Source organism: Streptomyces bacillaris (assembly GCF_003268675.1).
Taxonomy (GTDB): Bacteria; Actinomycetota; Actinomycetes; order Streptomycetales; family Streptomycetaceae; genus Streptomyces; species Streptomyces bacillaris.
This window is the reverse complement of record NZ_CP029378.1, coordinates 4,290,884-4,313,765: the sequence shown is the minus strand read 5'-3', so window position 1 is coordinate 4,313,765 and position 22,882 is coordinate 4,290,884. Positions and strand designations below refer to the sequence as shown.

Here is a 22,882-nt window from a genome sequence, read left to right as displayed (position 1 = left end):
AGTAAAAATTCCAGGGCCGTCCAGCATGCGGAACGCCGCCGGACCTCCCGGGCCGGGAACCCGCCGGACCTCCTGGACCGGGAAACCCGTCGGACCTCCCGGTCCAGGAATCCCATCGGACTTCCCGGCCCGGGGAAACCCGTCGGACTTCCGGCCCCGGACACCGCCGGACTCCCCCGCCCCGGAACACCGTCGGACTTCCCGAAGTCGTCGGAGGTCGGCAAGTAGGAGCGGAATGCTGTGCTCCGGCTGCCGGGGCTGCTGCCATGAGGGGGTCACATTCCTCTGTGGAGAAGGAGGTTCGCCCGGGATGCGGACCACAACGATGGGCAGGGACGGACCGGTCGTCGGCCGGCTGGGACTGGGGGCGATGGGCCTCTCGTACCGCTACGCGCCCGGCCTGACGGACCGGACCAAGGCGGTGTCACTCGTCCAGGAGGCGGTCGACCTCGGGGTCAACCTGCTGGAGACGGCCGACGCCTACGCGGACGGGGAGAACGAGCGGCTGATCGGTGAGGCCATCCGGGGGCGGCGGGACGAGGTGGTGCTCTGCACCGGCGGCGGTCTGCTCGGCAACCCGGACGGGGTGCTGCGGCCCGCGGGCGGTCCGCAGGCGCTGCGGGACGCGGTCGACGAGAGCCTGCGCCGGCTGCACGTGGACCACATCGACCTCTATCTGCTGCGCCGCATCGACCCCGCCGTACCGCTGACGGAGAGCTGGGGCGCGCTGGCCGAGCAGGTCTGGGCGGGCAAGATCCGCATGCTGGGGCTGCCCGTCGTCACCGTGGAGCAGGCCCGCGAGGCCGAGGCCGTGCACGAGGCGGCGGCGATCGGCGCCGAGGTGTCGCTCTTCACGCGGTGCGGCCTCGACGACGTCGTGCCGTACGCGGTGGAGCGCCGGATCGCCCTGCTGGCGGGTGCCCCGCTCGGGCGCGGGCTGCTGACCGGCGCGTTCTCCCGCACCGAGGACCTGGCCCCGGACGACTGGCGGCGCACCCAGCCGCGCTTCGCCCCGCGGGCCATCCGCCACAACTTCGCGCTCACGCAGGCCGTCGCCCAGGTGGCGGCCCGGCACGAGGCCACCCCCGCGCAGGTCGCCCTGGCGTGGCTGCTCCGGCTCGGTGACCACGTGGTGCCGCTGCCCGGCACGCGGGCCTCGTACCACCTCGCGGAGAACCTCGGCGGGGACCGGATCCGGCTGACCGAACAGGACATGACCGACCTGGAGTTCCTGCCCTATCCGGCGGGTTCGGCCGAGGTGTGAGCCGGACCCGGAGCACCCGCGTACGGCTGTTCCTGACTCCCCACCACTTCTGGAGTTCCTGACATGACGACCTCACTGGTACGGCAGGTCCTCCCGCGGCCACGGCCGCGGGCGGCGACGACCGACGTCCACGGCACCACGGCGCCCGGGTTCGCCTCCGTGCACCACTTCTTCGAGCGGGCCTGCCGGGAGGCGGGTCCGCCCGGAGCCCAGGGAGCCGCGCTGGCAGTCGTACGGGACGGTGAACTGGTCGTCGACCTCTGGCAGGGCACCGCCGACCCGGTCACCGGGACGCCGTGGACCGGCGACACCCTCGTGCCGCTGTTGACGGGCTCCCACGCCGTGCTGGCCACGGCGGTCCTGCTCCTGGCGGACATGGGCGCGCTCGCACTGGACCGGCCGGTGGCGGAGTACTGGCCGGAGTTCGCGGTGCGGGGCAAGGGCGCGGTGACGCTGCGGGACGTCCTGACGTTCACCGCCCGGCTGCCGGGCATGGAGGCGGGGATCGACCAGCGGGACGTGGAGAACCCGCGCATGATGGCCGCGCTCCTCGAAATGCACAGTCTGGAGGACGACCCCCGGGCCGGGGGTGTGCTGCACGGGCCGTGGACCGCCGGGTGGATCGTCGCGGAGGTGGTCCGCCGGGTCGACGGCCGCGATCTCGACCTGTTCTTCCTGGAGGAGATCGCCGGTCCGCTGGGCCTGGACGTCCACTTCGGGCTCGTACCGGACCAACTGCCGCACACCGCCCGCATCTCGTACGGCGCGGACTTCCGCTCCCGGTTCCCGGCGCCGGACGGCGGGGCGGACGGTGGCGCGGCGGATCTCTGCGGGCGGGTGTGGAACAACCCGTCGCCGTTCCCGGCGGACGCCGGGGTGTGGAGCGAGAGCCGGCGGCGGTACGCGATCATCCCCTCGCTGGGGGCGTACGCGTCGGCCCGTGGTCTCGCCCGGCTCCAGGGCGTCCTGGCCGCCGATGCCGTACGGGCTCCGGGCGAGGAGCCGTTGCTGCTGTCGCGGCGCACGCTCGACCAGGCGCGGAGCTTCTGGGTCGAGGGGCTGGACCCGCTGCTCGGCGGGGTCAGCGCCTACGGCGAGGGGGGCCTCCAGCTCCTCGACGACGGGCTCCACCCGGCCGTCCGCGCCGGGGCCTTCGGCCACCAGGGTCCGGGCGGGATCGCGTACCAGGCCTGGCCCCAGGCCCGGACCGGCGCCGCCTGGATCCGCGGCCGTCTGACGGCGGGCCCGGGCGCCCGCCTCCTGGACGAGGTGGCGGGCGCGGTGGACCGGGCGCTGCGGGCGGGGTGAGGGCCGGGGCGGGGCAAGCAGCTGGGCTGCGGGCCGATGGCCGCCCGGGGCGGGGCCGACTGCCTGGGCCTGCGGGGTGCGGCGGGCGCCCGGGGCGGGGCCACCACCCCGGGTACCCGCCCCGGCCCCGCACGGCCGGCCCGGTCAGCCCTCGCCCCGCACGACCGACGAGCTCAGCCCCGCCCCCGTACGACCGGTCCGGTCAGCCCCGCCCCGTACGACCGGCCCGGCCCTCACCCCGCCCCGTACGACCGACGAGCTCAGCCCCCGCCGCGCCTCGCGGTTCCGGTCATGTCCGCCGACGCGTCCCCCGAGGCCGCCACCCGGTCACGCCGACCGCCTTGCTCGCCCCGGCCGTCCGCGTCGCTCCGATCGCCCCGGCCCCCTCGGTCGCCTCCGTCACCCCGGCCACTCCGGCCACCCAGCTCACCCCGGTCGTCCCCGTCACCCCGGTCACGCCGACCGCCTTGCTCGCCCCGGCCGTCCGCGTCGCTCCGATCGCCCCGGTCGCCCCGGACCCCCCGGTCGCTCGGCCCACCCCGGTCGTCCCGGCCACCGTGCTCGCCCTGATCGTCCCCCTCGCTCCGGTCGCCCCGGCCGTCCCGCTCGCCCCCGCCACCCCCCTCCCCCCGGTCCGCCGCAAGGCCGTGCAGGACGACGTCCCAGACGGAGTCCCAGACCGCGTCCCACGCCGCGTCGCGGGGGGTGCCCTGGGCGGCCATCGCGCCCTCCGCGAGGTGGGCCAGCATCGCCACCGCGTCCTCGGGCGCGACGCCGGGGCGGAGCCGGTGGGCGCCGTGGGCCCGGTCGAGCAGGTCGCGGAGGACGGGGAGCCAGGTCTCGGCCAACGGCGGTGCGTCCTCCGGCGGATCGGCCTCCAGACGGCGTGCGGCGCGGACGAAGCGGTCCTCGTGCGCCAGCCGGGCCAGCGTGGCGATCAGGGTGCGCAGCTCCCGTAACGGGTCGGCGGCGGGGGCGAGTTCCGCCAGACAGCGGTCGAAGCGGGCGCGCCCGGTGGTGCGCACCTCGTCGGCCAGGGCGGTCTTGTTGCGGAAGTGGAAGGTCAGAGCGCCGATCGAGGTCGTGGCCCGCCAGGCCACCCGCTGGAGGGAGGCGCCCTCGTAACCGCGCTCGGCGAACTCGTCGGCCGCCGCCTCCAGCACGGTCTGGCGCGTCCTGGCCGCCCGTTCCTGCATGCGCCTTCTCCTTGAACCTCGGTAAGTCGTCGTGCTTCTCCCTCAGAAATATAACGAACATTCTCTATGTTTGTTAGTCTGCTCAGCGACGCTCACCTGGGAGGGACCTGCAGTGACGACGATGCACGAAACGCCCGAGATGGCGACGGGCCGAGCGCTGGACGAGCTGTCCCGCCTCCTCTTCGGCCATTTGCACCGCTCCGACCAGCAGCGCTGGGGGCATGTGTACTTACAGGGGCTGCTGCGCACGCACGGCAAGAAGACCGTGCGCCGCATGGCGGCCACCGTGACCGGCTCCGAGGCGGCGGCGTCGTCGCTGCACCAGTTCGTGAACGCCAGCCCCTGGGAGTGGACCCCGGTCCGCGGCCGGCTGGCCCGCTGGGCCGCCCGGTCGCTGCCGGTGCGGAGCTGGACCCTGGCGCCGACGGTGCTGCCCAAGCGGGGCGACCACTCGCCCGGGGTGCACCAGCGCTTCCTGCCGGAGTCCGGTCGCACCGTCAACTGCCAGCTGGGACTGGGTCTGTTCCTGAACACGGGGCAGGCGCACATCCCGGTCGACTGGCAGCTCTTCCTGCCTCCCCGGTTCACCCGGGACCCCGCCGTACGCGACCGGGCGAAGATCCCCGCGACAGCCCAGGCCCAGCCGCTGTGGGACCACGCCCTGCACCTGGTCCAGGAGATGACGTCCTGGACGGACGACGGGCGGACCGCACCGGTGGTGGCCGACCTGACGACCCTGTGCGACATCGCACCGCTGGCGCAGCGGCTCCAGGGCAGCGGACACGCCTTCGTGCTCGCCGTCCCGGGGCAGACCGCCCTCGGCGGACCCGAACTGCCGCCGGGCGAAAGGCCGTCGGCGCGTGCACTGCTGCTGCGCCGCGGGGTGCGGCACCCGGCGGGCGCGGGCCGGCAGATCATCTCGTACGAGACCCCCGTGCGCGGGGTGCGCCCGAGCGGTGAGCACACCCAGGGGGCGGGCCGGCTGATGGCCGAGTGGGACGCGGGCACCGGGCGCCCGGGCCGGATCTGGCTGACGAACATCACCGACCGTCATCCGGCCGAACTGCTGGAGCTGGCCCGCTCGCCCCGGGGGGCGCAGTCCGCCGTCCGGCGCATGGGCGAGGACTTCGGGCTCCTGGACTTCGAGGGCCGCTCCTTCCCCGGCTGGCACCGGCACATGACGCTCGTCTCGGCCGCCTACGCGTGCGCCGCCCTGGAGGGCATGACCCCCTGACCCACTACTTGCGCATACAAATAAATATCGGCCAGAGCCCGCCTTGTGGGCTCCGGCACTCCCCAGATGATTGCATGGGCATGTATCTTGTTGTTATCGCAGTCGAGAAGGGGAGCTGTTCCATGACGATCAACCAGCAGCCACGCGCCGCCTCCGATCAGACCATGTGGGAGGCCGTTCTCGGCCTGCACGCCTTCGTGGAACGCCAGCTCGCGCACACCCTCCAGCGCCGCTACGGCGTCGGCCTGTCCGAGTACCGGGCCCTGGAGACCCTCCACCAGGCCGAGAACGGCGAGTGCCGCATGCAGGAGCTGGCGGACCACATCGGCCTGGGCCAGAGTTCGGTGACACGCCTGGTGGGACGGCTCGACAGCGCGGGGTACGCCTACAAGGACAGCTGCACCGACGACAAGCGCGGCGTCTTCGCCGTCATCACCGAAGAAGGCCGCAAGCGCTACCAGGAAGCCCGCGCCACATACGCCGACGTCCTCAGCTCGGCCCTCAACACCGCGAGCGCCGACGCCCAGCTCGCCCGGGCGGTGCAGGCGCTGCGCAGCGCCGCCTGACACGACCACGCCGGACGGCGGGAGGCAACCGGGGCGACCCGGCGCCCCCGCCGTCTTTTGCATGTTCGGGCTTCTTCCGCAACCAGCGAGGGTGTGGCCTGGATCACACGAACGCCCTATCTATTTGCTTGACCATACAAATAGAGACCCGTAGATTCTCTCTCGTAGCCAGATCTCGCGGCCTCACGGCCCGGCTCGTCCGGCTCAGCCCGATCGCGTACCCGGCTCGCGCAGCTCGATCGCGCAGCCGGACCGCACAGCCGGATCCTGCCGCCAGATCGCCCAACCACCGAGGGGGGACCGTTGCCATCGCCTCGCCTGTTACAGGCATTCAGCAGACATGTGCAGGAACAGCCCGACAGCACCGCGCTCGTCGCCTCCGGCGAACGGGTCACCTACGCGGAGCTGGAGCGGCTGACCCGCCTCGCCGCCGCGGACCTGGACGGCGCCGGCTTCGGATTCGTCCGCGCCCTGTGCGTACCGGCCCACAAGTCGCCGGAGACCATCGCCCTGCTGCTGGCGGCCTGGCGCCAGGGGATCAACACCCTGGTCCCCTCCCCGAGTCTGGGCGCCGCCGCCCTGGCCACGCTCACCGCCCAGGCCCACGGCCCGCTGACGGCCACCGCGGTCCCCGGCGGCGGCGTGATCCTGGCGCGGGAGGAGACCGACCCCGCCCTGGCGGACGGCTTCGTCGTCCCCGACCCCGCCGAGTCGCTGCTGACCCTCACCACCTCCGGGTCCACCGGCGTCCCCAAGCTCGTCCCGATCCGGACCGAGGCCTTCGACCGGTTCGCCGACTGGGCCACCGGGAAGTTCGGGCTCGACGGCTCCACCCGGGCCCTGAGCTTCTCGCCGCTCAACTTCGACCTGGCGCTCCTGGACGTCTGGACGGTCCTGGAGGCCGGCGGCACGGTCGTGCTGGCCGACGCCGGGGCCAGCGGGGACGCCGGCTATCTGCGGGAACTGGCCCTCGCCCACGAGGTGACCCTGGTCCAGGGCGTGCCCCTCCTCCACCGGCTGCTGGCCGCGGACGGGGCCCGCTACCCGGCGGTCCGTACGGTCGTCTTCACCGGGGAGGCCGTCTCCGAACAGGGGCTGCGGGACGCGTTCGCCGCCTGCCCGGGCGCCCGCTTCCACAACGTCTTCGGCTGCACCGAGACCAACGACAGCTTCATCGAGGACATCGACCCGGACGCGTACGTCCATCCGCTGCCCATCGGCACCCCGATCGACGGCACCGACGCGGTGCTGCTGATCGACGGGCCCGGGGGCACCGAGGTCCTCCAGGGGCCCGGCACCGGTGAACTGCTGGTGCACACCCCCTTCCAGACCGGCGGCTACCTCGAACAGGCCCGCAACGCCCACGCGTTCATGCCCGACCCGCGCGGCGGCGGCGCCATGTTCTACCGCACCGGCGACCTCGTCCACCGCGACGCCGACGGCCGCTACTTCCTCCAGGGCCGTACCGACTTCCAGGTCAAGGTGCGCGGCGTGCGCACCAACACCCTGGAGGTCGAGACCGTCCTCGGCGCCCACCCGGACGTCGTCGAGGCCTGTGTCGTCGCCCTGCCCTGCCCCGAGGCCGGCAACCGGCTGCACGCGGAAGTGGTGCGCCGGGACGGGGCCTCCCTCAGCTCGCTGGGACTGCGGGCGTACGCGGCGAAGCACCTGCCGCGCCACGCCGTGCCCAGCTCGGTCGGGCTCGCCGGCACCCCACTGCCGAAGACCCCGACCGGCAAGCCCGACCGTAACTCGATCAAGAACAACCGACTGAACGGAGACGCCCCATGAGCACCGGTGCCAACGACCCGATCCGCGCCTACATCGTCAACGAGTTCCTCGCCGGCGAGGACGCCGAGGACCTGACCGACGACTTCGACCTCATCGAGAGCACCGTCGTCAACAGCCTCGGCCTGGTCCGCCTCATCTCCTGGATATCCGAGACGTACCACATCCCCGTCGACGACATCCCCCTGGAGCCGGCCGCCTACCGCACGCTCGCGGACATCCGCGGCTTCGTCGCGCAGGCCGCCCCGGCCTCCGTCTGACCCCACGAGCCCCACCGCCCCATCCCCGTACCGCCCCTCCCCCCACGCTCACAGAGACACGCACGCACAGAGACACACGCACAGGCACACACGCACCAGGCGCACCAGCACACGTCCAGCACACGTCCAGACAACAGCGATGACAGGAGTACTCCCATGATCGTCCGTTCTCTCTCCGACGTCCCCGCGGTCGAGTGGGGCAGCGGCACCAGCCACCGCCTGCTCACCGAGGCGGACGGTATGGGCTTCACCGTCTGCGAGACGCTGGTCCGCCAGGGCACCACGAGCGGGCTGCAGTACCTCGGCCACCTGGAGGCCTGCTACTGCATAGGCGGCTCGGGCGAGGTCGTCACCACCGACGGCACCCGTCACAAGATCAAGACCGGGACCATCTACGCCCTGGACCAGCACGACGCCCACCACCTGATCGCCTCCGACGACGAGGACCTCCTCCTCGTCTCCGTCTTCAGCCCGGCGCTGCGGGGCGACGAGAAGCACTCGCTCTCCGAGGACGGCTTCTCCCGCTACTGATCCCGCCGCCGGGTGCGGGGCCGCGACGGCGCGGCCCCGCACCCGGCCCACCCCGCGACCGGCGAAAGGCAAGGCAGAGCCCTCATGGCAGCAGAGAAGGACACAGACACCTACGGCATCACAGCGCCGTACGGCGACGAGCTGAACGACGACGTCGCCCGCTGGGACCGGGCCGGCGAGTTCCCCCAGGAGAAGTGGAAGCCGCTCCAGCGCTCCGGCCTCTTCACCCTCCCCTTCGCCCCGGAGTACGGCGGCGCCGGCCGGACGCTCACCGAGACCATGGCCGCGCTGGAGGGCCTCGGCCACACCAGCCGGGACGCGGGCCTCAACTTCTCGGCGTCCACGCAGATCGTCAGCGTCGGCATCCCGCTCCAGGCGTTCGGCTCCGAGGAGCTGCGCTCGCGCTACCTGCCGCGGGTCACCTCCGGCGAGGCCATCACCGCGCACGCGATCACCGAGCCGGGCCACGGCTCGGACGTGATGAACATCCGGACCACGGCCGTCCGCGAGGGCGACGAGTACGTGATCGACGGCGGCAAGATGTTCATCACCAACGCCCCCGTCGCCGACCTCTTCCTGCTCTACGTCCGCACCGGCAAGCCGGGCGCCTTCGGGCTGAGCACCTTCCTCGCCGAGCGCTCCACACCGGGCCTGAAGATCGGTGAGCCGCTGGAGACGATGGGGCTGCGCACCTCCCCGATCAGCGAGGTCACGCTCGACAACGTCCGGCTGCCCGCCGCCAACCGGCTCGGCAGCGAGGGTGCCGGCTTCCTGATCATGGACTACGTGATGAAGCGGGAGGTCCTCTTCTCCTTCGCCGTCAACCTCGGCGAGATGACCCACCGCCTCAAGCGCGTCGTCGAACACGCCACCACCCGCCAGCAGTTCGGCACCGCCATCGGCAAGAACCAGGCGGTCTCCCACAAGATCGCGGACATGAGGATCGCGGTGGAGACGGCCCGTAAGTGGCTGTACGACACCGGGCGCAAGGTCGAGCAGGGCACGGACGCCTCGCTGGACGTGGCCGCCACCAAGATCGTGGTCAGCGAGGCCAACCAGCGCACCGCCCAGCACGCCATCCAGATCTTCGGCGCCCGCGGCTATCTGACCGACACCGGCATCGAGCGCGAGCTGCGCAACGCCACCTCCGGCTCCATCTACTCCGGCACCAACGAGATCCAGCGCAACTGCATCGCCGCCCTGATGGGCCTGTGACGAGAGGCATCCGCCATGACCGACACCCTGACCGAAGCCGTCCCCGCGACCCCGACCGCCGAGGACCTCGACCGCCTCACCGCGGCCACCGACTTCCTCGACCACGACCACGAGACCGTACGCGCCTTCGTGGACAAGGCCCTCCAGGGGGTCGACCGCGCCACCGCCACCCCCGTCGAACTCGCCGTCGCCCTCTACTACGCGGTGCGCGACGGGATCCACTACGAGGTGTACGGCGCCGACCTGTCGCCGCAGGGGCTGAAGGCGTCCAGCATCATCTCCGGCGGCAAGGGCTTCTGCCTGCACAAGTCCGTGCTCTACGCCGCCGCCTGCCGCTCCGTCGGCATCCCGGCCCGGCTGCACTACAGCGACGTCCGCAACCACCTCGCCTCCGACCGGCTGCGCTCCTACATCGGCGGCGACGTCTTCTTCCACGGCCTGGCCACCGTGTACCTGGACGGTCAGTGGCTGAAGGTGACCCCGGTCTTCAACAAGCTGCTGTGCCGGCTGTACGGCATGACCCCGCTGGAGTTCGACGGCCGCTCCGACAGCCTCTACCACCCCTTCGACGCGCAGGGGCGGCAGAGCATGGAGTTCCTCACCGACCACGGCGACTTCGACGACGTCCCGTACGAGTTCGTCATGGGCAACATGCGCCGCAAGCACCCGAAGTTCCTCGACGCGGAGGGCACCGGCACGGTGAGCGGCGGCTCGCTGGCCGACGAGGCGAGCTGAGCCCCTCCCGCTCCCCTCCCCCTCCCGCTCCCTCTCCCCCTCACCCCCTCCCCTCCCCTCCCCTCCCCCGCAGGCATGTCACGTCAGGTCACGTCAGAGCAGAAGCACGGCAGAAGAAGAGGAGAAGCACCCCATGACGCAGTTCCAGGCCCGAGAGGACGGCTGGGGCGCCGTCGCCCGCGTCGGTGTCGTCGTTCCGCACGCCGACGTCGGGCCGGAGTCCGAGCTCCAGGCGATGGCCCCGCGCGATGTCTACATCCACGGCTCCCGCGTCCACTTCGGGGCGATGCGGCCCGGCGGCGAGATGGACCCCAAGATCCCGCACGACCCGGTGCGCGCCTTCATCGACCCGCCCTTCATCGACGACGCGGTCGAGCTGCTCGCGGCCTCCCCGCTGGACTCCATCGCCCTGGGGTTCACCAGCTCCGCCTACGTCCTGGGCGCCGACGGCGAGCAGAAGCTCTTCGAGCGGCTCGCGGAGCGGACCCGTGGCATCCCGCTCACCGGCACCACCCACGCGGCCGCGGCCGGGTTCCGCGCGCTGGGCGCCGAGCGGATCGCGCTGGTCAACCCGCCGTGGTTCGACGACGAGCTGTCGGCCCTGGGCGCCTCGTACTTCGGTGAGCGGGGGTTCGACGTCGTCCACCACGCCCCCTGCGGCCTCCCCAGCAACCAGAAGCTCATCACCCCGGAGGCCCTGGTGCAGTGGATCGAGTCCACCGTCGCCCCGCAGCAGCCGCAGGCGGTCCTGGTCGCCGGCAACGGCATCCGCGCCGTGGGCACCATCGCGGGCCTGGAGGAGCGGATCGGCCTCCCCGTCCTCACCGCCAACCAGGTGCTCTTCTGGCACGCGCTGCACCTGGCGGGCGGCACCGAGGCGGCCGCGCGGATCAGCGACTACGGCGCCCTGTTCGGCGTCCGTCCCGAACCCGGGAGCGTGACCGGATGAGCCTGCTGCCCGCGTACGGCTACCAGGCCGCCGTGCAGGAGACCTGTGACACACCGGAGTACCACATGCCCCTGGTGTGCTGGCACGACGACGACAACGGCGTGCGCGGCCTGGTGCTGTACCGCGGGGCGCTGCGCCCGGCGGAGCAGGTGCCGGGGTTCCGGCGCTATCTCGCCGCCGAGGGTCTGGAGCAGTACGCCACGACCGGCCCGTGGCCGCTGCTCGCAGCAACCGCCTGATCCGACCCGTGGCGGGGACCGGCCGGGTCCCCGCCACATCAGGAGCCGTATCGACATGACACACGACCTCAAGTGGTCCGACGCGCCTCCGGGCGAGATCCGCGACCAGGTGGCCGTCTGGATCGTCCGGGCCCCGGCCGGGCAGCGCCTGCCGCCCGACGGGTCCCCGCCCGACTGGCTCGACGAGAAGGAACGGAGCCGGCTGGCCGCGATCCCGCAGCACTCCGGCAAGGAGGCCTACGCCTTCGCCCACTGGGCGCTGCGGAGCGTCCTCGGGTCCTCGCTCAGCTGCCCGCCCCGGAGCGTCGGCTTCCTGCGGCAGCCGTGTCCCGGCTGCGGCGGGGCGCACGGCAGACCGGCCATCCGCGATCCGGACCAGGGCGGCGAACCCCCGGAGTTCTCGATGTCGCACAGCGGGGACCACGTCGCCATCGCGGTCGCCGAGGCCACCATCGGCATCGACATCGAGTCCCATCCGACCCCGGAGTCGGTCGCCGGCTATCTGCCCTTCCTCCACCCGAGGGAGCAGCAGTGGCTGGGCGGCCGTCCGGACGACGAACTGGTCCGGGACTTCGCCCGGCTGTGGACCCGCAAGGAGGCCATGGCCAAGGCGACGGGCCAGGGCATGGCGGCCGTCATGAACCGGCTGGACCTCACCGGCCAGCCGCTCGGCTGGCGGGTGCGGCAGCTGATCGCCCCGCCCGGGTACGAGGCCAGCTTCGCGGTCCCGGCCTCGGTGCACCTGGAAGTCACCATGCACGACGAACTCCCGTATCCAATGCCGGAGTTGGAGCAGGTCTGACCAGTGGCGGGCGGTCCGTACCTCTGTGGAGGGGAGGTACGGGCCGCCCGCCGCTCCATGTCGTGCGCGGACGGCACGGGCTAGGCGACGGTCACCTCGGAGGTGAAGACCCGGACGCCGTGCTGCTCGATGGAGACGGGGACGCGGCGCCGCCCCGTACCGGCGGGGACCGGGGTACCGGCCACGACGACGGCGGGGGCGTCGAGTTCGACGTACCGGACGAAGTCCGTACGCATCCCGATGACGGCCGCGGTGCCGCCACCGTCGACGGCGTGCGCCGCCTGCCGGGCGGCTTCGAGCAGGAGCATCCCGGGCACATGGTCGACCGGGTGGTCGAAGAGGACCGGGTGGGCGGGGTCGACCCGCAGCAGCCACCGGCCGGGCCGCTCGCCTCCCAGCGCGGGAGAGAGGACCACGTCGGCCGGGAAGTCCCGGCCCACTCGGTGCGGCTCCACCGGCGGGCCCGCCGGGAGGCAGTGCTCCAGTGCGGCGTGGACGTCCGCGTAACTCCCGCGCAGCCTGCGGTAGATGGCCTCGGGCTGGTTGTTGAAGCGGGTGTGCGCGATGCCCATCAGCCGCTTCCCCAGGTGGACGTCGATGTCCATGGTCATCCCGGCGAACCTGTTGCCGCGCCGGACCACGTTCGAGCAGGTGACGACGAGACGGACCTCGTCCTCGGCGGTGGTGACCAGCGAGGCCAGCGGCTCGACCGCGAAGCTTAAGTACTCCCACGCCTGTTTGTGCTCACGCGGGACGCCGTGCACGGCGTGGGAGAGCAGCGGCACCGCCTGGCGTACGGTCTCCGCGAGCAGCAGCGGGTCGTACGCTCCCTGCGACGGCCGGTAGAACGCGTGCCCCTTCGGCCAGCGCGCCGTGATCACGAAGCGTCCCGGGCACGGCTCGGTCCACGTGCTGAGCAGTACTTCCTCTCCCCGAAGCTTGTGCACCTGCCACTGGTGCACCTGCGCGCGCCGGACCGTCGGCCGCTCGACCGGCGCCTGCCGGACAGGCGCCTGCCGGACCGGCTGCGCGTCACGTCTCAGCACAGAAACAGACAACGTGGACCCCCCAGATCGTTAGTTGCTCGTGGACGACTACACAGAGGCGCGCTCAGGGCACTCCATGCACCGACCCAAAAATAATGTTTCTTTTGTTTTACTGGGTCAAGAGGTTAAGGGCGCCGGGTTTCCTCTGAGGTAAGTGGGGCGCATAACCGACTCAACTTGGCGAAAAGGTACTCAACTTGACGGCGATCGGGCCGGGTAACATAAGGAGCATTCTTTTCGGGAAGGTGAAGGGCATGGCGCAACCGAAACAGGAGCGAGCGGAACAGACCCGTCGCGCTCTCCTCCATGCAGCAGCAGAGGTCTTCGACGAGTACGGCTACGCGGGAGCCAGCATCACCCGCATCCTCAAGCGCGCCGGTGTGACGGCAGGGGCGCTCTACTTCCACTTCGGCTCCAAGGAGGACCTGGCCAAGGCGGTGATGAACAGCCAGCCGGAGACCCTGGTCCCGCTGGTCGCCGCCGGCGGGCTGCAGCGGCTCATCGACCTCACGCTCGTCTGGTCGTGGCAGCTCCAGCGCGATCCGCTGCTCCGGGCCGGCGTGCGGCTGACCAACGAGCAGACCTCCGCGGAAGGCCCGGCCAACGCCGACCCGTACGAGAAGTTCCGCGCGATCATGACCGGCTATCTGCAGGAGGCCCAGGAGGACGGCGAGCTGCAGCCGGGCGTCGACCCGGCCGTGGTGGCGGAGTTCGTGGTCGCCGCCTGTACCGGGATGCAGATGTACTCCAACGTCGTCAGCGGCCGCCGGGACCTCCCCGAGCGCACCCAGCAGATGTGGAACCTGATCCTCCCGGGCATCGCGGTGCCGTCCGTGATCACCCGCGCCGAGGCGACCCCTGCCCGGGGCGCCGCGATGATGCCCTGACCGCACCGGCCCACGGACCGGACCGATCGCACGCACCGACCGATCGCACCGACTCCCCTGACCGCACCGGCCGAACCGGCCCCCGCCCACGGGCGTCCTGATCACCGAGGCCCTGACTGAGGGCTTCCTGATCACGGGCGCCCTGATCACACACGTCCTGACCGCCCCACGACCGCTCTGCCCGCAGACCGTGCCTCCCGCCTCGGACGATCCCTACGGAGCCGCATGCTTTCCTTACGCCTGGCCGCGCTGAACATCGACGGTGTCCTGCTGAACGACACCTTCAGTCCGGTCATCCACCAGTTCGTCACCAGCAGGGGCGGTACGTACTCCGCCGCCCTGGAGCGATCCGTCTTCTCCCAGCCGCGGCACATAGCCGGCCGGCGGCTCGCGGCCGCCGTGGGTGGCGGCTTGACGGGCGAGGCGGCGCTCGCCGCCTACTTCGAGGAGCGCGCCGCCCACGTCGACCGCCACCCGGTCATGATCACACCGGGCACCCGCCAGCTGCTGCACCGGCTGCGGAGCGCGGGCCTGCGCACGGTCTGCTACGGCGGCCTGGGCAAGGAGCACTTCGACCACCATCTGGGCCGCTACGCCCACCTGTTCGACGGCCCCGGCTATGTCTGCACCAACGACTTCCGCCCGGGCCTCCGGGAGATCACCGAGGACGTCTTCGGCCTCCGCCCCGCCCAGGCCCTCTTCGTCGACGACGTCGCCCGGGTCGCGGACGCGGCCCGCGAGCTGGGCACCGCCTTCGTCGGCCGCCCCTCCGCCTTCGCCCACAGCCACCAGCGCGCGCTCATGCGGGAGGCAGGCGTACGCCACCTGATCGACCGCCTGGACACGCTCGACGACGGCCTGCTGCGCCGGATCGACCAGGAGATGAACGCGGACACCTTCTGGAGCGCCTCCCTGACCGCGGCGGGCCGGGGCGGGTACGCGTGACGCCGGGCGGAGGGCCGCTGTCCGGCGGAGCGCCCCCGGGCGACGGGCTGCTGTCCGGCAAGGTGGCGCTGATCACCGGCGCCTCCAGCGGGATCGGCGCCGCTGCGGCCCGGCACTTCGCCGACGAGGGGGCCGCCGTCGTGCTGGTGGCCCGCCGGGCCGCCCAGATGGAGGAGGGCGCCGAGCGCATCCGGAAGGGCGGCGGCCGGGCCGTGGCCGTACCGGGCGACGTCACCCGCCCCGCGGACATGGAACGGGCCGTGGCCACGGCGGTCGACCGGTTCGGCCGCCTCGACTGCGCGTTCAACAACGCCGGTCACGCCAGCGCCGGAACGGTCCTGCACGAACTCCCCGACGAGGACTTCGACCGCACGCTGGACGTCAATCTGCGCGGGGTGTGGAACTGCCTGCGCGCCCAGCTCCCCGCCATGCTGGCGGCGGGCGGGGGCGCGGTCGTCAACACCTCCAGCGTGGCGGGCGTCCGGGCCACCGCCGCGTCGGCCGCCTATGTGGCCGCGAAGCACGCGGTCATCGGCCTCACCAGGGCGGCGGCGGCCGAGTACGGCGAGCACGGCATCCGGGTCAACGCCCTCGTGGTGGGCGGCACCGACACGGAGATGATGGACGCCCTCCGCCCGCCCGGCCCCGCCGTGGGGGCGGGCTTCGGCTCCCAGGGCATCCAGCGGCGGCTGGCCGACCCGGTCGAGATCGCCCGCGCCGCCGCCTGGCTCTGCTCGGACGCCTCCTCCTTCACCACCGGGACCGCCCTCGCGGTGGACGGCGGCCGCACCGCCAAGTGACTTCCTTGGCAAGCGAGATGAGCGACATGACGGAACGCCCCCGGCGGCTGCCGCCCATTCCTGATGGGAGGCAGCCGCCTGGGGCGTACGGTCGTCGTGCGTACGGTTGCGACGGCTGCGGTCGTGGTGGTTACGGCCGTCGTGGCTACGGTCGTGGCGCGTCAGACCTGGAGCGCGCCGGGCCGGTCCGTGACCTGCTGGGCCGCCGGGGCCGGGGCGACCGCCTCGGGCTTCGTGCGGTCGGCCAGCTTCAGCCAGATGACACCGACGATGATGACCGTCAGCCAGATGCCCTTGGCGAGGGTGAGGGTCTCGTCGAAGAAGACCGGGCCCAGGACGGCGGCGCCGACCGCGCCGATGCCGGCCCAGACCGCGTAGCCGATGCTGACCTCGATCGTGCGCAGGGCCAGGCTCAGTGCGTAGAGCGTCAGCAGGAAGAACACCACGGCGACCAGGGACCAGGTCAGGACGGTGAAGCCTTCGCTGCCGCCGACGGCGAGCGCGTATCCGATCTCGAAGACTCCGGCGAGCAGGAGCGAGAGCCAGGCGTTGGTGGGGTTCTTGACCGCGTTGGACATGGGAGGTGGATCCTCTCTGAAATGGCGTCAGATGGTGTGCGGGGAGCGCCGCGTGCGCGGCCGGGGGTAGTGCACCCGGGCTCAGGCGGAACCGCTCAGCTGAAGGCCGACGACGCCACCGATGACGAGGACGATGCCGATCGCCTTGTTCCAGTTCAGGCGCTGGCCGAAGAAGAGCGCGCCGAGGATGGTGATACCGACGCCCGCGACGGAGGTCCACAGGGCGTAGCCGACGCCGACGTCGAAGGTCAGCAGCGCCTTGCTGAGGAAGAAGGTCGCGGCGGCACCGCTGGCCAGGGTGATGGCGGTCCACTTGCGGTTCTTGAAGCCCTCCGCCTTTCCGGCGGCGATGGCGACAGCGATCTCGAAGGCGACGGCGATGGCGAGGTAGAGCCAGTGCATGGGAGGTCCTTCCGTGCGGTGGGTGAGGAGGGGAGTGAGCGTGGGGGAGGCGGTGCGTGCGGCGGTGTACGGCGATGTCGCGGGGCCGGGCCCCGGCCCAGGGGCCTGGGTCAGCACCGGGCTCCGGTGGGTGCCGGAGCCGAGGCCCTGGTCAGCACCGGGCTCCGGTGGGTGCCGGGGCCCGGGCCGGAGCCGGGGCCCCGGTCAGTGCCGGGTCCGGCTCATGGTGAGGAAGTCCTGGAACGGGGCCTCGGCCTCGGGGAGTTGGAGCGCGGTGACCTTGATGGGCCAGCGCTCGGGGTCCTCGGCGAAGAGGGAGTACGTGCTGGTGTAGTCGAAGCCGTACCGGGCGGCGGTCCGGCGGTCGGCGGTGTGCACGATGTGGCCGACGCCGGCGAACCGCGCCGCCATGTAGCACAGGGCGCAGGGCTCGCCGGAGGCGATCAGGGTGGCCCCCGCCACGGCGCGGATGCCGTGCCGGGTGGTGGCCTCGCGGAGGGCGACGACCTCGGCGTGCGCGGTCGGGTCGTTGTCCTCGCGGACCCGGTTGAAGCCGGTCCCCAGGATCCGCCCGCCGCCCACGACGACACCGGAGAAGGGGATGCCGCCCTGGGCGACGTGCTCGCGGCTGAGCCGGATCGCTTCGTGGGCGAAGCCCATCAGTTCGCTGTCGTGTGTACCCATGGCAGTTCGTCTCCCGAGTTGCCCTGTATCTTTCATTTGCCTGCACATGCAATCGGATGGCTCCACAGGTCTCCGCCGTTGACGCGACCCGATGGACTTAATCTTGCATGTGCATATAACTGGTGTCAAGCGGTTGCGTGCGTACGGGCGTTGTCCAAGGTCGCCAGCGGTTCCAGCACCTGCGGATCGAACGGCGCCGGAAGAGCCCCCGCGGCCACCTTGTGCGGCAGGTCGGGGTTGGCCAGCGCGCCCGTCCCGATCGCCAGGACGTCGGCGTGCCCCTCGTCCAGGACGCGCCGCGCCACCCCGTCCTCGTGCAGCCCGCCGTTGGCGATGACGGGGAGCCCGGTGACCTGCCGGGCGAGCCCGGGGAGCGTCGGCCCGTCCGGCGACCAGTCCCGCCCACTGCCCGCGAGGTGCAGATAGTCGGCCCCGGCCGAGGCTGCCGCTGTGAAGAGGACGCGCGCCTCGGCGTCGCCGCCCGGCCACCGCCACCCGAAGTCGTTGATCTTCCCCTGGGAGAACCGGACGCCGACCGGGAAGCCGGGCCCGGCCGCGCCTCTGACCTCGGCCGTCACCTCCCGCACGAGCCGTGAGCGCCCCTCGGCGTCCCCGCCGTACCCGTCGGTGCGCAGATTGGTGTACGGGGTGAGGAACTGGTCGAGCAGATAGCCGTTGGCCGCGTGGATCTCCACGCCGTCGAAGCCGGCCTCACGGGCACGTACGGCCGCGGCGGCGAACCCCTCGACCGCCTCGGCGATCTGGGCGCGGGTCAGCTCCAGCGGTACGGGCCAGGGGCCGCTGCCCCGGTACTTGTCCAGCTGCTCGCCCTTCGGCCGTACCGCCGAGGGGCCCGCGGTCCGGTCGCGGAACCGGTTGCCCTGCGCGAGGGCCCCGGCGTGCATCAGCTGGAGGACGATGCGCGCACCGGCGGCGTGCGCCCGGTCGACGACGGCCCGCCAGGCGGCGGCCTGCGCCGCGTCCGTGATGCCGGGCTGGTGCAGATAGCCCTGGCTGAAGGCGGTGTCGGTGTAGGTCCCCTCGGTGATCAGGAGCCCGAAACCGCCCTGGGCGAAGGCTTCGTAGTACTCGGCCATCTGCTCGGTGGCCCGGCCGTCCCCGGTGGCGGAGACCCGGGTCATGGGGGCGACGGCGAATCTGTTGCGCAGGTCGAGACCCGCGAACCGGCAGGCGGTGAGGGCTGGATGGGGACGTAACGCGCTGGTGCGGGCGTCGCTCACGTCAGCACGTCCCGTCGATGCCGCAGGCCGCGCCGTAGCCGGCTTCCTCCGCCTGCCGGGCCTGCGCGTCCAGGATCGCCTTGCGCAGCTGGGCCGGGCGCGGGACGCCCTCGATGCGGATGTCCCCGACGAGCAGGGTGGGGACCGACTGCACCTGGTGCGCGGCCGCCTCCCGCAGGGCCTCCTGGTGCCGGGCGCGGTAGGTGCCGTCCGCCAGCGCGGCCCGGAACCCGGCCTCGTCCAGGCCGATCTCGGCCGCCAGGGCGGCGAGGACGTCGACCTCCCCCAGGTCCCGGTCCTCCTGGAAGAAGGCGCGGAACATCCGCTGGTTGTAGGCGTCGCCCAGGCCGTGCTCGGCCGCGTACTGGTACCCCTCGAAGGCGAGGGCGGTGTAGGGCTGGGGCGAGACGGTGGGGAGCGTGATGTCGACCCCGAGCCGCCGGGCCATGGGGTAGACGGCCCGCTCCCAGATGGCGGGCAGATACGCGTCCTCCGGCCGCAGGGTGGGCTGGGGGTGGGCACGCAGCTCGAAGGGCATCCACTCGACTTCCACGTCGACGCCGACGTCCTTGATCGCCTCTTCGATGGGGCCCTCGGCCAGCATGCAGAAGGGGCAGACGTAGTCGGACCAGATCTTGATCTTCACGGGATCAGCCATGCGCAGGCTCCAGATAATTGATCGCGCAAGCAACAACATCTCTCGACGGGGCGACGGGAGACGGAAGGGATCCCCAGAAGGTTGCACGATCATGCACTTTAGTGTCAAGTCCCGTCGTACCCGCCCGACGCGTGTCCAAGGCGGGTACGGCGGCGCACCGGGGCAGCGAAAACGGCGGTGGCCCCCAGCCTCGCAAGGCTGGGGGCCACCGCCGCGGTACCGCCCGGGCTCGCTCCTACAGGAACGAGTTGATCTCGATCGTCTCGGTCCGGCCGGGGCCGACGCCGATGGCGGAGATCGGGGCGCCCGACATCTCCTCCAGGGCCTTCACATACCCCTGCGCGTTCTTCGGCAGGTCGGAGAAGGTCTTGGCCTTGGTGATGTCCTCGGACCAGCCCGGCAGGGTCTCGTAGATCGGCTTCGCGTGGTGGAAGTCGGTCTGGTTGTACGGGAGTTCCTCGACGCGCTTGCCGTCGATCTCGTACGCCACGCAGACCGGGATCCGCTCCCAGCCGGTGAGCACGTCCAGCTTGGTGAGGAAGAAGTCGGTCAGGCCGTTGACCCGGGTCGCGTACCGCGCGATCGGGGCGTCGAACCAGCCGCAGCGGCGGTCACGGCCGGTGGTGACACCGCGCTCGCCGCCGATGCGCCGCAGCGCCTCGCCGTCCTCGTCGAACAGCTCGGTCGGGAACGGACCGGCGCCCACGCGCGTCGTATAGGCCTTGAGGATGCCGATGACGCGGCTGATCTTCGTCGGGCCGACACCGGCTCCGGTGCAGGCGCCGCCCGCCGTCGGGTTCGACGAGGTGACGAAGGGGTACGTGCCGTGGTCGACGTCGAGCAGGGTGCCCTGGCCGCCCTCGAAGAGCACGACCTTGCCGTCGTCGATGGCTTCGTTCAGGATCAGGGTCGTGTCGGCGACGAACGGCTTGATCTGCTCCGCGTACTGGAGCATGTCCTCGACGACCTTGCCGGCCTCGATCGCGCGGCGGTTGAAGACCTTGGCCAGGAGCTGGTTCTTCTGCTCCAGGGCGGCCTCGACCTTCTGCTCCAGGATCGACTCGTCGTAGAGGTCCTGGACGCGGATGCCCACCCGGTTGATCTTGTCGGCGTACGTCGGCCCGATGCCCCGGCCCGTCGTACCGATCTTGCGCTTCCCGAGGAAGCGCTCGGTCACCTTGTCGAGCGTGACGTTGTACGGAGTGATCAAATGAGCGTTACCGCTGATCAGAAGCTTGGACGTGTCGACGCCACGCTCGTTCAGACCGCTCAGCTCGGAGAGCAGGACCGCCGGGTCGACCACGACACCGTTCCCGATGACCGGGGTACAGCCCGGCGACAGGATTCCGGAGGGGAGGAGATGCAGTGCGTACTTCTGGTCGCCCACGACGACCGTGTGACCGGCGTTGTTACCGCCCTGGTATCGCACGACATAGTCCACGGATCCACCGAGGAGATCGGTGGCCTTCCCCTTGCCCTCGTCACCCCACTGAGCACCGAGCAGCACAAGTGCGGGCACAGGCGTACACCCCTTCCGGGCGGGGCATGTCCAAGGTCAGGGGGCGTACGTCAAGGTCGTACCTGCCGCACGACGATGTACGGCAAAGCCTGAGCCGTCGAACCGGGTGCCCCGGAATAGACGAAGCCCCTGGCGCAATAGCGCAAGGGGCTCTTGCACCAAGATGCTACCCGAGGAAGGACCGAGGTGTCGGCTGCAGAGCCCCCCGGCGACGGCGACGACCAGCTTCTCGTGGTCATCGACCCGGCCGCCCGCAGGACCGACGGCGAGTCCGTCCGCATCGCGAAGGACGTGCTGAGCGCCGGCTCGCACGCCAAGATCTGCCTCCCGGACACCCCGGAGGAGTTCGCCCGCGCCCTCTCCCGGCGGGGCTCGCGCCGCCCGGTCGTGGTCGGAGACGACCACGCGCTGCTCCGGGCCGTGGCCCAGCTCCACAAGGAGCGGGAGCTGGCCCGGGGCGTCCTCTCCCTGATCCCCGTGGGCGCCGCGCACGCCCTGGAGGTCGCCCACGCCCTCGGTGTCCCCCGGGGCGCGGTGGCGGCCGCCCGGACGGCCCTGGACGGGGCGGTACGCCGCCTCGACCTGCTGGTGGACGACAGCGACGGCGTGGTGCTCGGCCGCCTCCGCATCCCCGCCCCCACCCCCGCGCCCGGCGTGGGCGCCCCGCACACCGGGGTCACGGCCGTCTGGGACACCTGCCGCTCCCTGATGACCTCCCTGGTCCGCCCGGCCGCCCCCGGAGCCGCCGCCGCGCCCCCGGGGACGTATCGGCTGCGGGTCGAGGCGGACGGGGTGCTCCTGAGCGACCTGGACGCGCCGGTACGAGACGTCTCGGTGCTCTCCCAGGGCGACGGGGGCCTGGCCGACGTGGTGGTCCGCATCTCGGACGGCGAGGAGGTCACGGTGGAGGCCAAGGCCGTCACCGTCTCCGGCGCGGACTTCCGCTACCGGGCCGACATACAGACCGCGGGCCCGGTCCGCACCCGGACCTGGACCGTCCGGGCGGGCGCCTGGGGCCTGATGCTGCCGCTCCCGGCGAGCGCGGACGGCACGACGGGCGCACGCTGAAAGGGTACGTACGGGAGGAAAGGGTACGTACGGCAATCGGCCGCGGAGGTGACCGTCATGACCGCAACCGCCACGCCCAGAGTCACGGTCGGCTGGCACATCGACCTCGAATTCGAGGAGGACTCGCACCGCACGCGCGCCGCGGCCCTCGTCCGCCTCTCCGACGGAACCGAGGTCCGCGCCCACGGCTACGCCAGCCGCCACCCCTCGGACGAGGACCAGCAGCGGGTCGGCGAGGAGATCGCGGGGGCCCGCGCCCTCAACGAACTGGCGATGAAGCTCCTGACCAAGGCCCACGAGGAGATCGACGAGGCCTCGGGCCGCACGTCGTACCCGCTGACGTGAAATAGCCCTCCAGGCGTACGAGGGCGGGGCCGGGCCTACATATCCAGCCCCCTCCCACCCCGCGCTTCGGAGCGGGGCCCGCATGTCCCGCCTCCCCCGCGCCTCGGGCCGGGCCCGCATGTCCCACCTCCCCCGCACTTCGGGGCCGGGCCCGCATATCCAGCCCCTCCGGCGTTTGAGGAGCGGGGGGCCGGGGGCGGCGCCCCGAAAGCCGGGGCGGAACCGCGCCCGCACCCCACCGCGTCCCCCGCCACATGGAGACGCGACGACAAGAGGCCCTCACCGGCACCGCAGGCTGCGCCATCGCCGTGTTCGGCGCCCTCGTGGGGATGGCGGTCTGGTTCCCGTACGGCAGGCGGGGCCTCTCCGGCGGCTTCGAGGGCGAGACCGCCCCGGTGGTCTTCCTGCTGGGCGTCCCCGTCATGCTCCTCGGCGGGGCGACCGCCGCCCTGGCCCTCTTCGCCCTCGTACGGGGCCGGTGGCGCCCCGCGCTCGGACTGCTCGCGACCCTCACCGCCCTCGCCGCCTTCGGCTACGGCTTCGACGTGCTGGGCGCCCCCCGGGCCCTGGAGGACTGCGGCTCGCCCTGCTGACGGAGCCGTACCCGGAGGCGCCCCGCCGC

At 72.1% G+C, this 22,882-nt stretch carries 26 protein-coding genes; 18 read left to right on the top strand and 8 right to left on the bottom strand.

Annotated features, from left to right (window positions below; genetic code table 11):
* Positions 1 to 310 precede the first annotated feature (310 nt).
* Entirely contained in the window at positions 311 to 1,264 is a 954-nt protein-coding gene (locus tag DJ476_RS18715) for an aldo/keto reductase (RefSeq protein ID WP_103421547.1), read from the top strand.
* A gap of 63 nt (positions 1,265 to 1,327) precedes the next feature.
* Positions 1,328 to 2,572, top strand: coding sequence for a serine hydrolase domain-containing protein (locus DJ476_RS18710; protein ID WP_103421548.1), 1,245 nt, complete (start codon positions 1,328 to 1,330; stop codon positions 2,570 to 2,572).
* Positions 2,573 to 2,832: 260 nt separating this feature from the next.
* Here the strand turns inward: DJ476_RS18710 and DJ476_RS35660 are convergent, their stop codons facing one another.
* Positions 2,833 to 3,768, bottom strand: a complete 936-nt coding sequence (locus tag DJ476_RS35660) for a TetR family transcriptional regulator (RefSeq protein ID WP_318294738.1) — start codon at positions 3,766 to 3,768, stop codon at positions 2,833 to 2,835.
* A 121-nt stretch (positions 3,769 to 3,889) separates the two neighbouring features.
* On the opposite strand from DJ476_RS35660, the gene DJ476_RS18700 reads away from it, so the two are divergent.
* The 10 genes from DJ476_RS18700 (at position 3,890) to DJ476_RS18655 (ending at position 12,087) form a co-directional block, all read left to right on the top strand.
* Entirely contained in the window at positions 3,890 to 5,002 is a 1,113-nt protein-coding gene (locus DJ476_RS18700; protein ID WP_241565784.1) for an IS701 family transposase, read from the top strand.
* 122 nt (positions 5,003 to 5,124) lie between these two features.
* The gene (locus tag DJ476_RS18695) at positions 5,125 to 5,568 is read left to right on the top strand and encodes a MarR family winged helix-turn-helix transcriptional regulator (protein WP_018489542.1); all 444 of its coding nucleotides are present in this window, start codon (positions 5,125 to 5,127) and stop codon (positions 5,566 to 5,568) included.
* A gap of 342 nt (positions 5,569 to 5,910) precedes the next feature.
* Positions 5,911 to 7,359, top strand: coding sequence for an AMP-binding protein (locus tag DJ476_RS18690; RefSeq protein ID WP_112491089.1), 1,449 nt, complete (start codon positions 5,911 to 5,913; stop codon positions 7,357 to 7,359).
* On the top strand, positions 7,356 to 7,616 hold the full coding sequence (locus DJ476_RS18685) for an acyl carrier protein (protein WP_070204340.1): 261 nt from the start codon (positions 7,356 to 7,358) through the stop codon (positions 7,614 to 7,616). The genes DJ476_RS18690 and DJ476_RS18685 overlap by 4 nt, the downstream gene beginning before the upstream one ends.
* 156 nt (positions 7,617 to 7,772) lie before the next feature.
* Positions 7,773 to 8,147, top strand: a complete 375-nt coding sequence (locus DJ476_RS18680; RefSeq protein WP_053560542.1) for an ectoine synthase — start codon at positions 7,773 to 7,775, stop codon at positions 8,145 to 8,147.
* 84 nt (positions 8,148 to 8,231) lie between these two features.
* Positions 8,232 to 9,362, top strand: a complete 1,131-nt coding sequence (locus DJ476_RS18675) for an acyl-CoA dehydrogenase family protein (protein ID WP_103421552.1) — start codon at positions 8,232 to 8,234, stop codon at positions 9,360 to 9,362.
* 15 nt (positions 9,363 to 9,377) lie between these two features.
* Positions 9,378 to 10,097, top strand: coding sequence for a transglutaminase-like domain-containing protein (locus DJ476_RS18670; RefSeq protein WP_103421553.1), 720 nt, complete (start codon positions 9,378 to 9,380; stop codon positions 10,095 to 10,097).
* 133 nt (positions 10,098 to 10,230) lie between these two features.
* On the top strand, positions 10,231 to 11,046 hold the full coding sequence (locus DJ476_RS18665; RefSeq protein WP_053560541.1) for a maleate cis-trans isomerase family protein: 816 nt from the start codon (positions 10,231 to 10,233) through the stop codon (positions 11,044 to 11,046).
* Positions 11,043 to 11,285 carry a DUF6253 family protein gene (locus DJ476_RS18660; RefSeq protein WP_019763170.1) on the top strand — a complete coding sequence of 81 codons (243 nt, stop codon included), beginning with the start codon at positions 11,043 to 11,045 and terminating at the stop codon, positions 11,283 to 11,285. The genes DJ476_RS18665 and DJ476_RS18660 overlap by 4 nt, the downstream gene beginning before the upstream one ends.
* A 55-nt stretch (positions 11,286 to 11,340) precedes the next feature.
* Entirely contained in the window at positions 11,341 to 12,087 is a 747-nt protein-coding gene (locus DJ476_RS18655; protein WP_103419323.1) for a 4'-phosphopantetheinyl transferase family protein, read from the top strand.
* 80 nt (positions 12,088 to 12,167) lie between these two features.
* Here DJ476_RS18655 and DJ476_RS18650 read toward each other — a convergent pair whose 3' ends face one another.
* Positions 12,168 to 13,049, bottom strand: a complete 882-nt coding sequence (locus DJ476_RS18650) for a ScbA/BarX family gamma-butyrolactone biosynthesis protein (RefSeq protein ID WP_318294889.1) — start codon at positions 13,047 to 13,049, stop codon at positions 12,168 to 12,170.
* A gap of 338 nt (positions 13,050 to 13,387) precedes the next feature.
* On the opposite strand from DJ476_RS18650, the gene DJ476_RS18645 reads away from it, so the two are divergent.
* The 3 genes from DJ476_RS18645 to DJ476_RS18635 all read left to right on the top strand — a co-directional run bounded on the left by DJ476_RS18645 (position 13,388) and on the right by DJ476_RS18635 (position 15,765).
* Positions 13,388 to 14,020 (top strand): ScbR family autoregulator-binding transcription factor, encoded by a 633-nt coding sequence (locus DJ476_RS18645; protein ID WP_029395135.1) that lies wholly within the window; start codon positions 13,388 to 13,390, stop codon positions 14,018 to 14,020.
* A gap of 225 nt (positions 14,021 to 14,245) precedes the next feature.
* Positions 14,246 to 14,965, top strand: coding sequence for an HAD family hydrolase (locus tag DJ476_RS18640; protein ID WP_112491087.1), 720 nt, complete (start codon positions 14,246 to 14,248; stop codon positions 14,963 to 14,965).
* Entirely contained in the window at positions 14,962 to 15,765 is an 804-nt protein-coding gene (locus tag DJ476_RS18635; protein ID WP_112491086.1) for an SDR family NAD(P)-dependent oxidoreductase, read from the top strand. The genes DJ476_RS18640 and DJ476_RS18635 overlap by 4 nt, the downstream gene beginning before the upstream one ends.
* Positions 15,766 to 15,926: 161 nt before the next feature.
* On the opposite strand, the gene DJ476_RS18630 is transcribed toward DJ476_RS18635, so the two are convergent.
* The 6 genes from DJ476_RS18630 to DJ476_RS18605 all read right to left on the bottom strand — a co-directional run bounded on the left by DJ476_RS18630 (position 15,927) and on the right by DJ476_RS18605 (position 20,847).
* Positions 15,927 to 16,343 (bottom strand): DMT family transporter, encoded by a 417-nt coding sequence (locus DJ476_RS18630; protein WP_103419327.1) that lies wholly within the window; start codon positions 16,341 to 16,343, stop codon positions 15,927 to 15,929.
* Between the two features lie 81 nt (positions 16,344 to 16,424).
* The gene (locus DJ476_RS18625; protein ID WP_019763176.1) at positions 16,425 to 16,745 is read right to left on the bottom strand and encodes a DMT family transporter; all 321 of its coding nucleotides are present in this window, start codon (positions 16,743 to 16,745) and stop codon (positions 16,425 to 16,427) included.
* Between the two features lie 204 nt (positions 16,746 to 16,949).
* Positions 16,950 to 17,429 (bottom strand): nucleoside deaminase, encoded by a 480-nt coding sequence (locus tag DJ476_RS18620; protein ID WP_103419328.1) that lies wholly within the window; start codon positions 17,427 to 17,429, stop codon positions 16,950 to 16,952.
* Between the two features lie 125 nt (positions 17,430 to 17,554).
* The gene (locus tag DJ476_RS18615; RefSeq protein WP_103419329.1) at positions 17,555 to 18,670 is read right to left on the bottom strand and encodes an oxidoreductase; all 1,116 of its coding nucleotides are present in this window, start codon (positions 18,668 to 18,670) and stop codon (positions 17,555 to 17,557) included.
* 1 nt (position 18,671) lies between these two features.
* On the bottom strand, positions 18,672 to 19,328 hold the full coding sequence (locus tag DJ476_RS18610) for a DsbA family oxidoreductase (RefSeq protein WP_112491085.1): 657 nt from the start codon (positions 19,326 to 19,328) through the stop codon (positions 18,672 to 18,674).
* Between the two features lie 235 nt (positions 19,329 to 19,563).
* Entirely contained in the window at positions 19,564 to 20,847 is a 1,284-nt protein-coding gene (locus tag DJ476_RS18605; protein ID WP_026237801.1) for an adenylosuccinate synthase, read from the bottom strand.
* Positions 20,848 to 21,033: 186 nt separating this feature from the next.
* On the opposite strand from DJ476_RS18605, the gene DJ476_RS18600 reads away from it, so the two are divergent.
* The 3 genes from DJ476_RS18600 (at position 21,034) to DJ476_RS18590 (ending at position 22,853) form a co-directional block, all read left to right on the top strand.
* Positions 21,034 to 21,915, top strand: a complete 882-nt coding sequence (locus DJ476_RS18600) for a diacylglycerol kinase family protein (RefSeq protein ID WP_112491084.1) — start codon at positions 21,034 to 21,036, stop codon at positions 21,913 to 21,915.
* Between the two features lie 57 nt (positions 21,916 to 21,972).
* Positions 21,973 to 22,260 carry a DUF1876 domain-containing protein gene (locus tag DJ476_RS18595; protein WP_053562909.1) on the top strand — a complete coding sequence of 96 codons (288 nt, stop codon included), beginning with the start codon at positions 21,973 to 21,975 and terminating at the stop codon, positions 22,258 to 22,260.
* Between the two features lie 254 nt (positions 22,261 to 22,514).
* Entirely contained in the window at positions 22,515 to 22,853 is a 339-nt protein-coding gene (locus DJ476_RS18590) for a hypothetical protein (RefSeq protein WP_112491083.1), read from the top strand.
* The last annotated feature ends 29 nt before the right edge of the window (positions 22,854 to 22,882 follow it).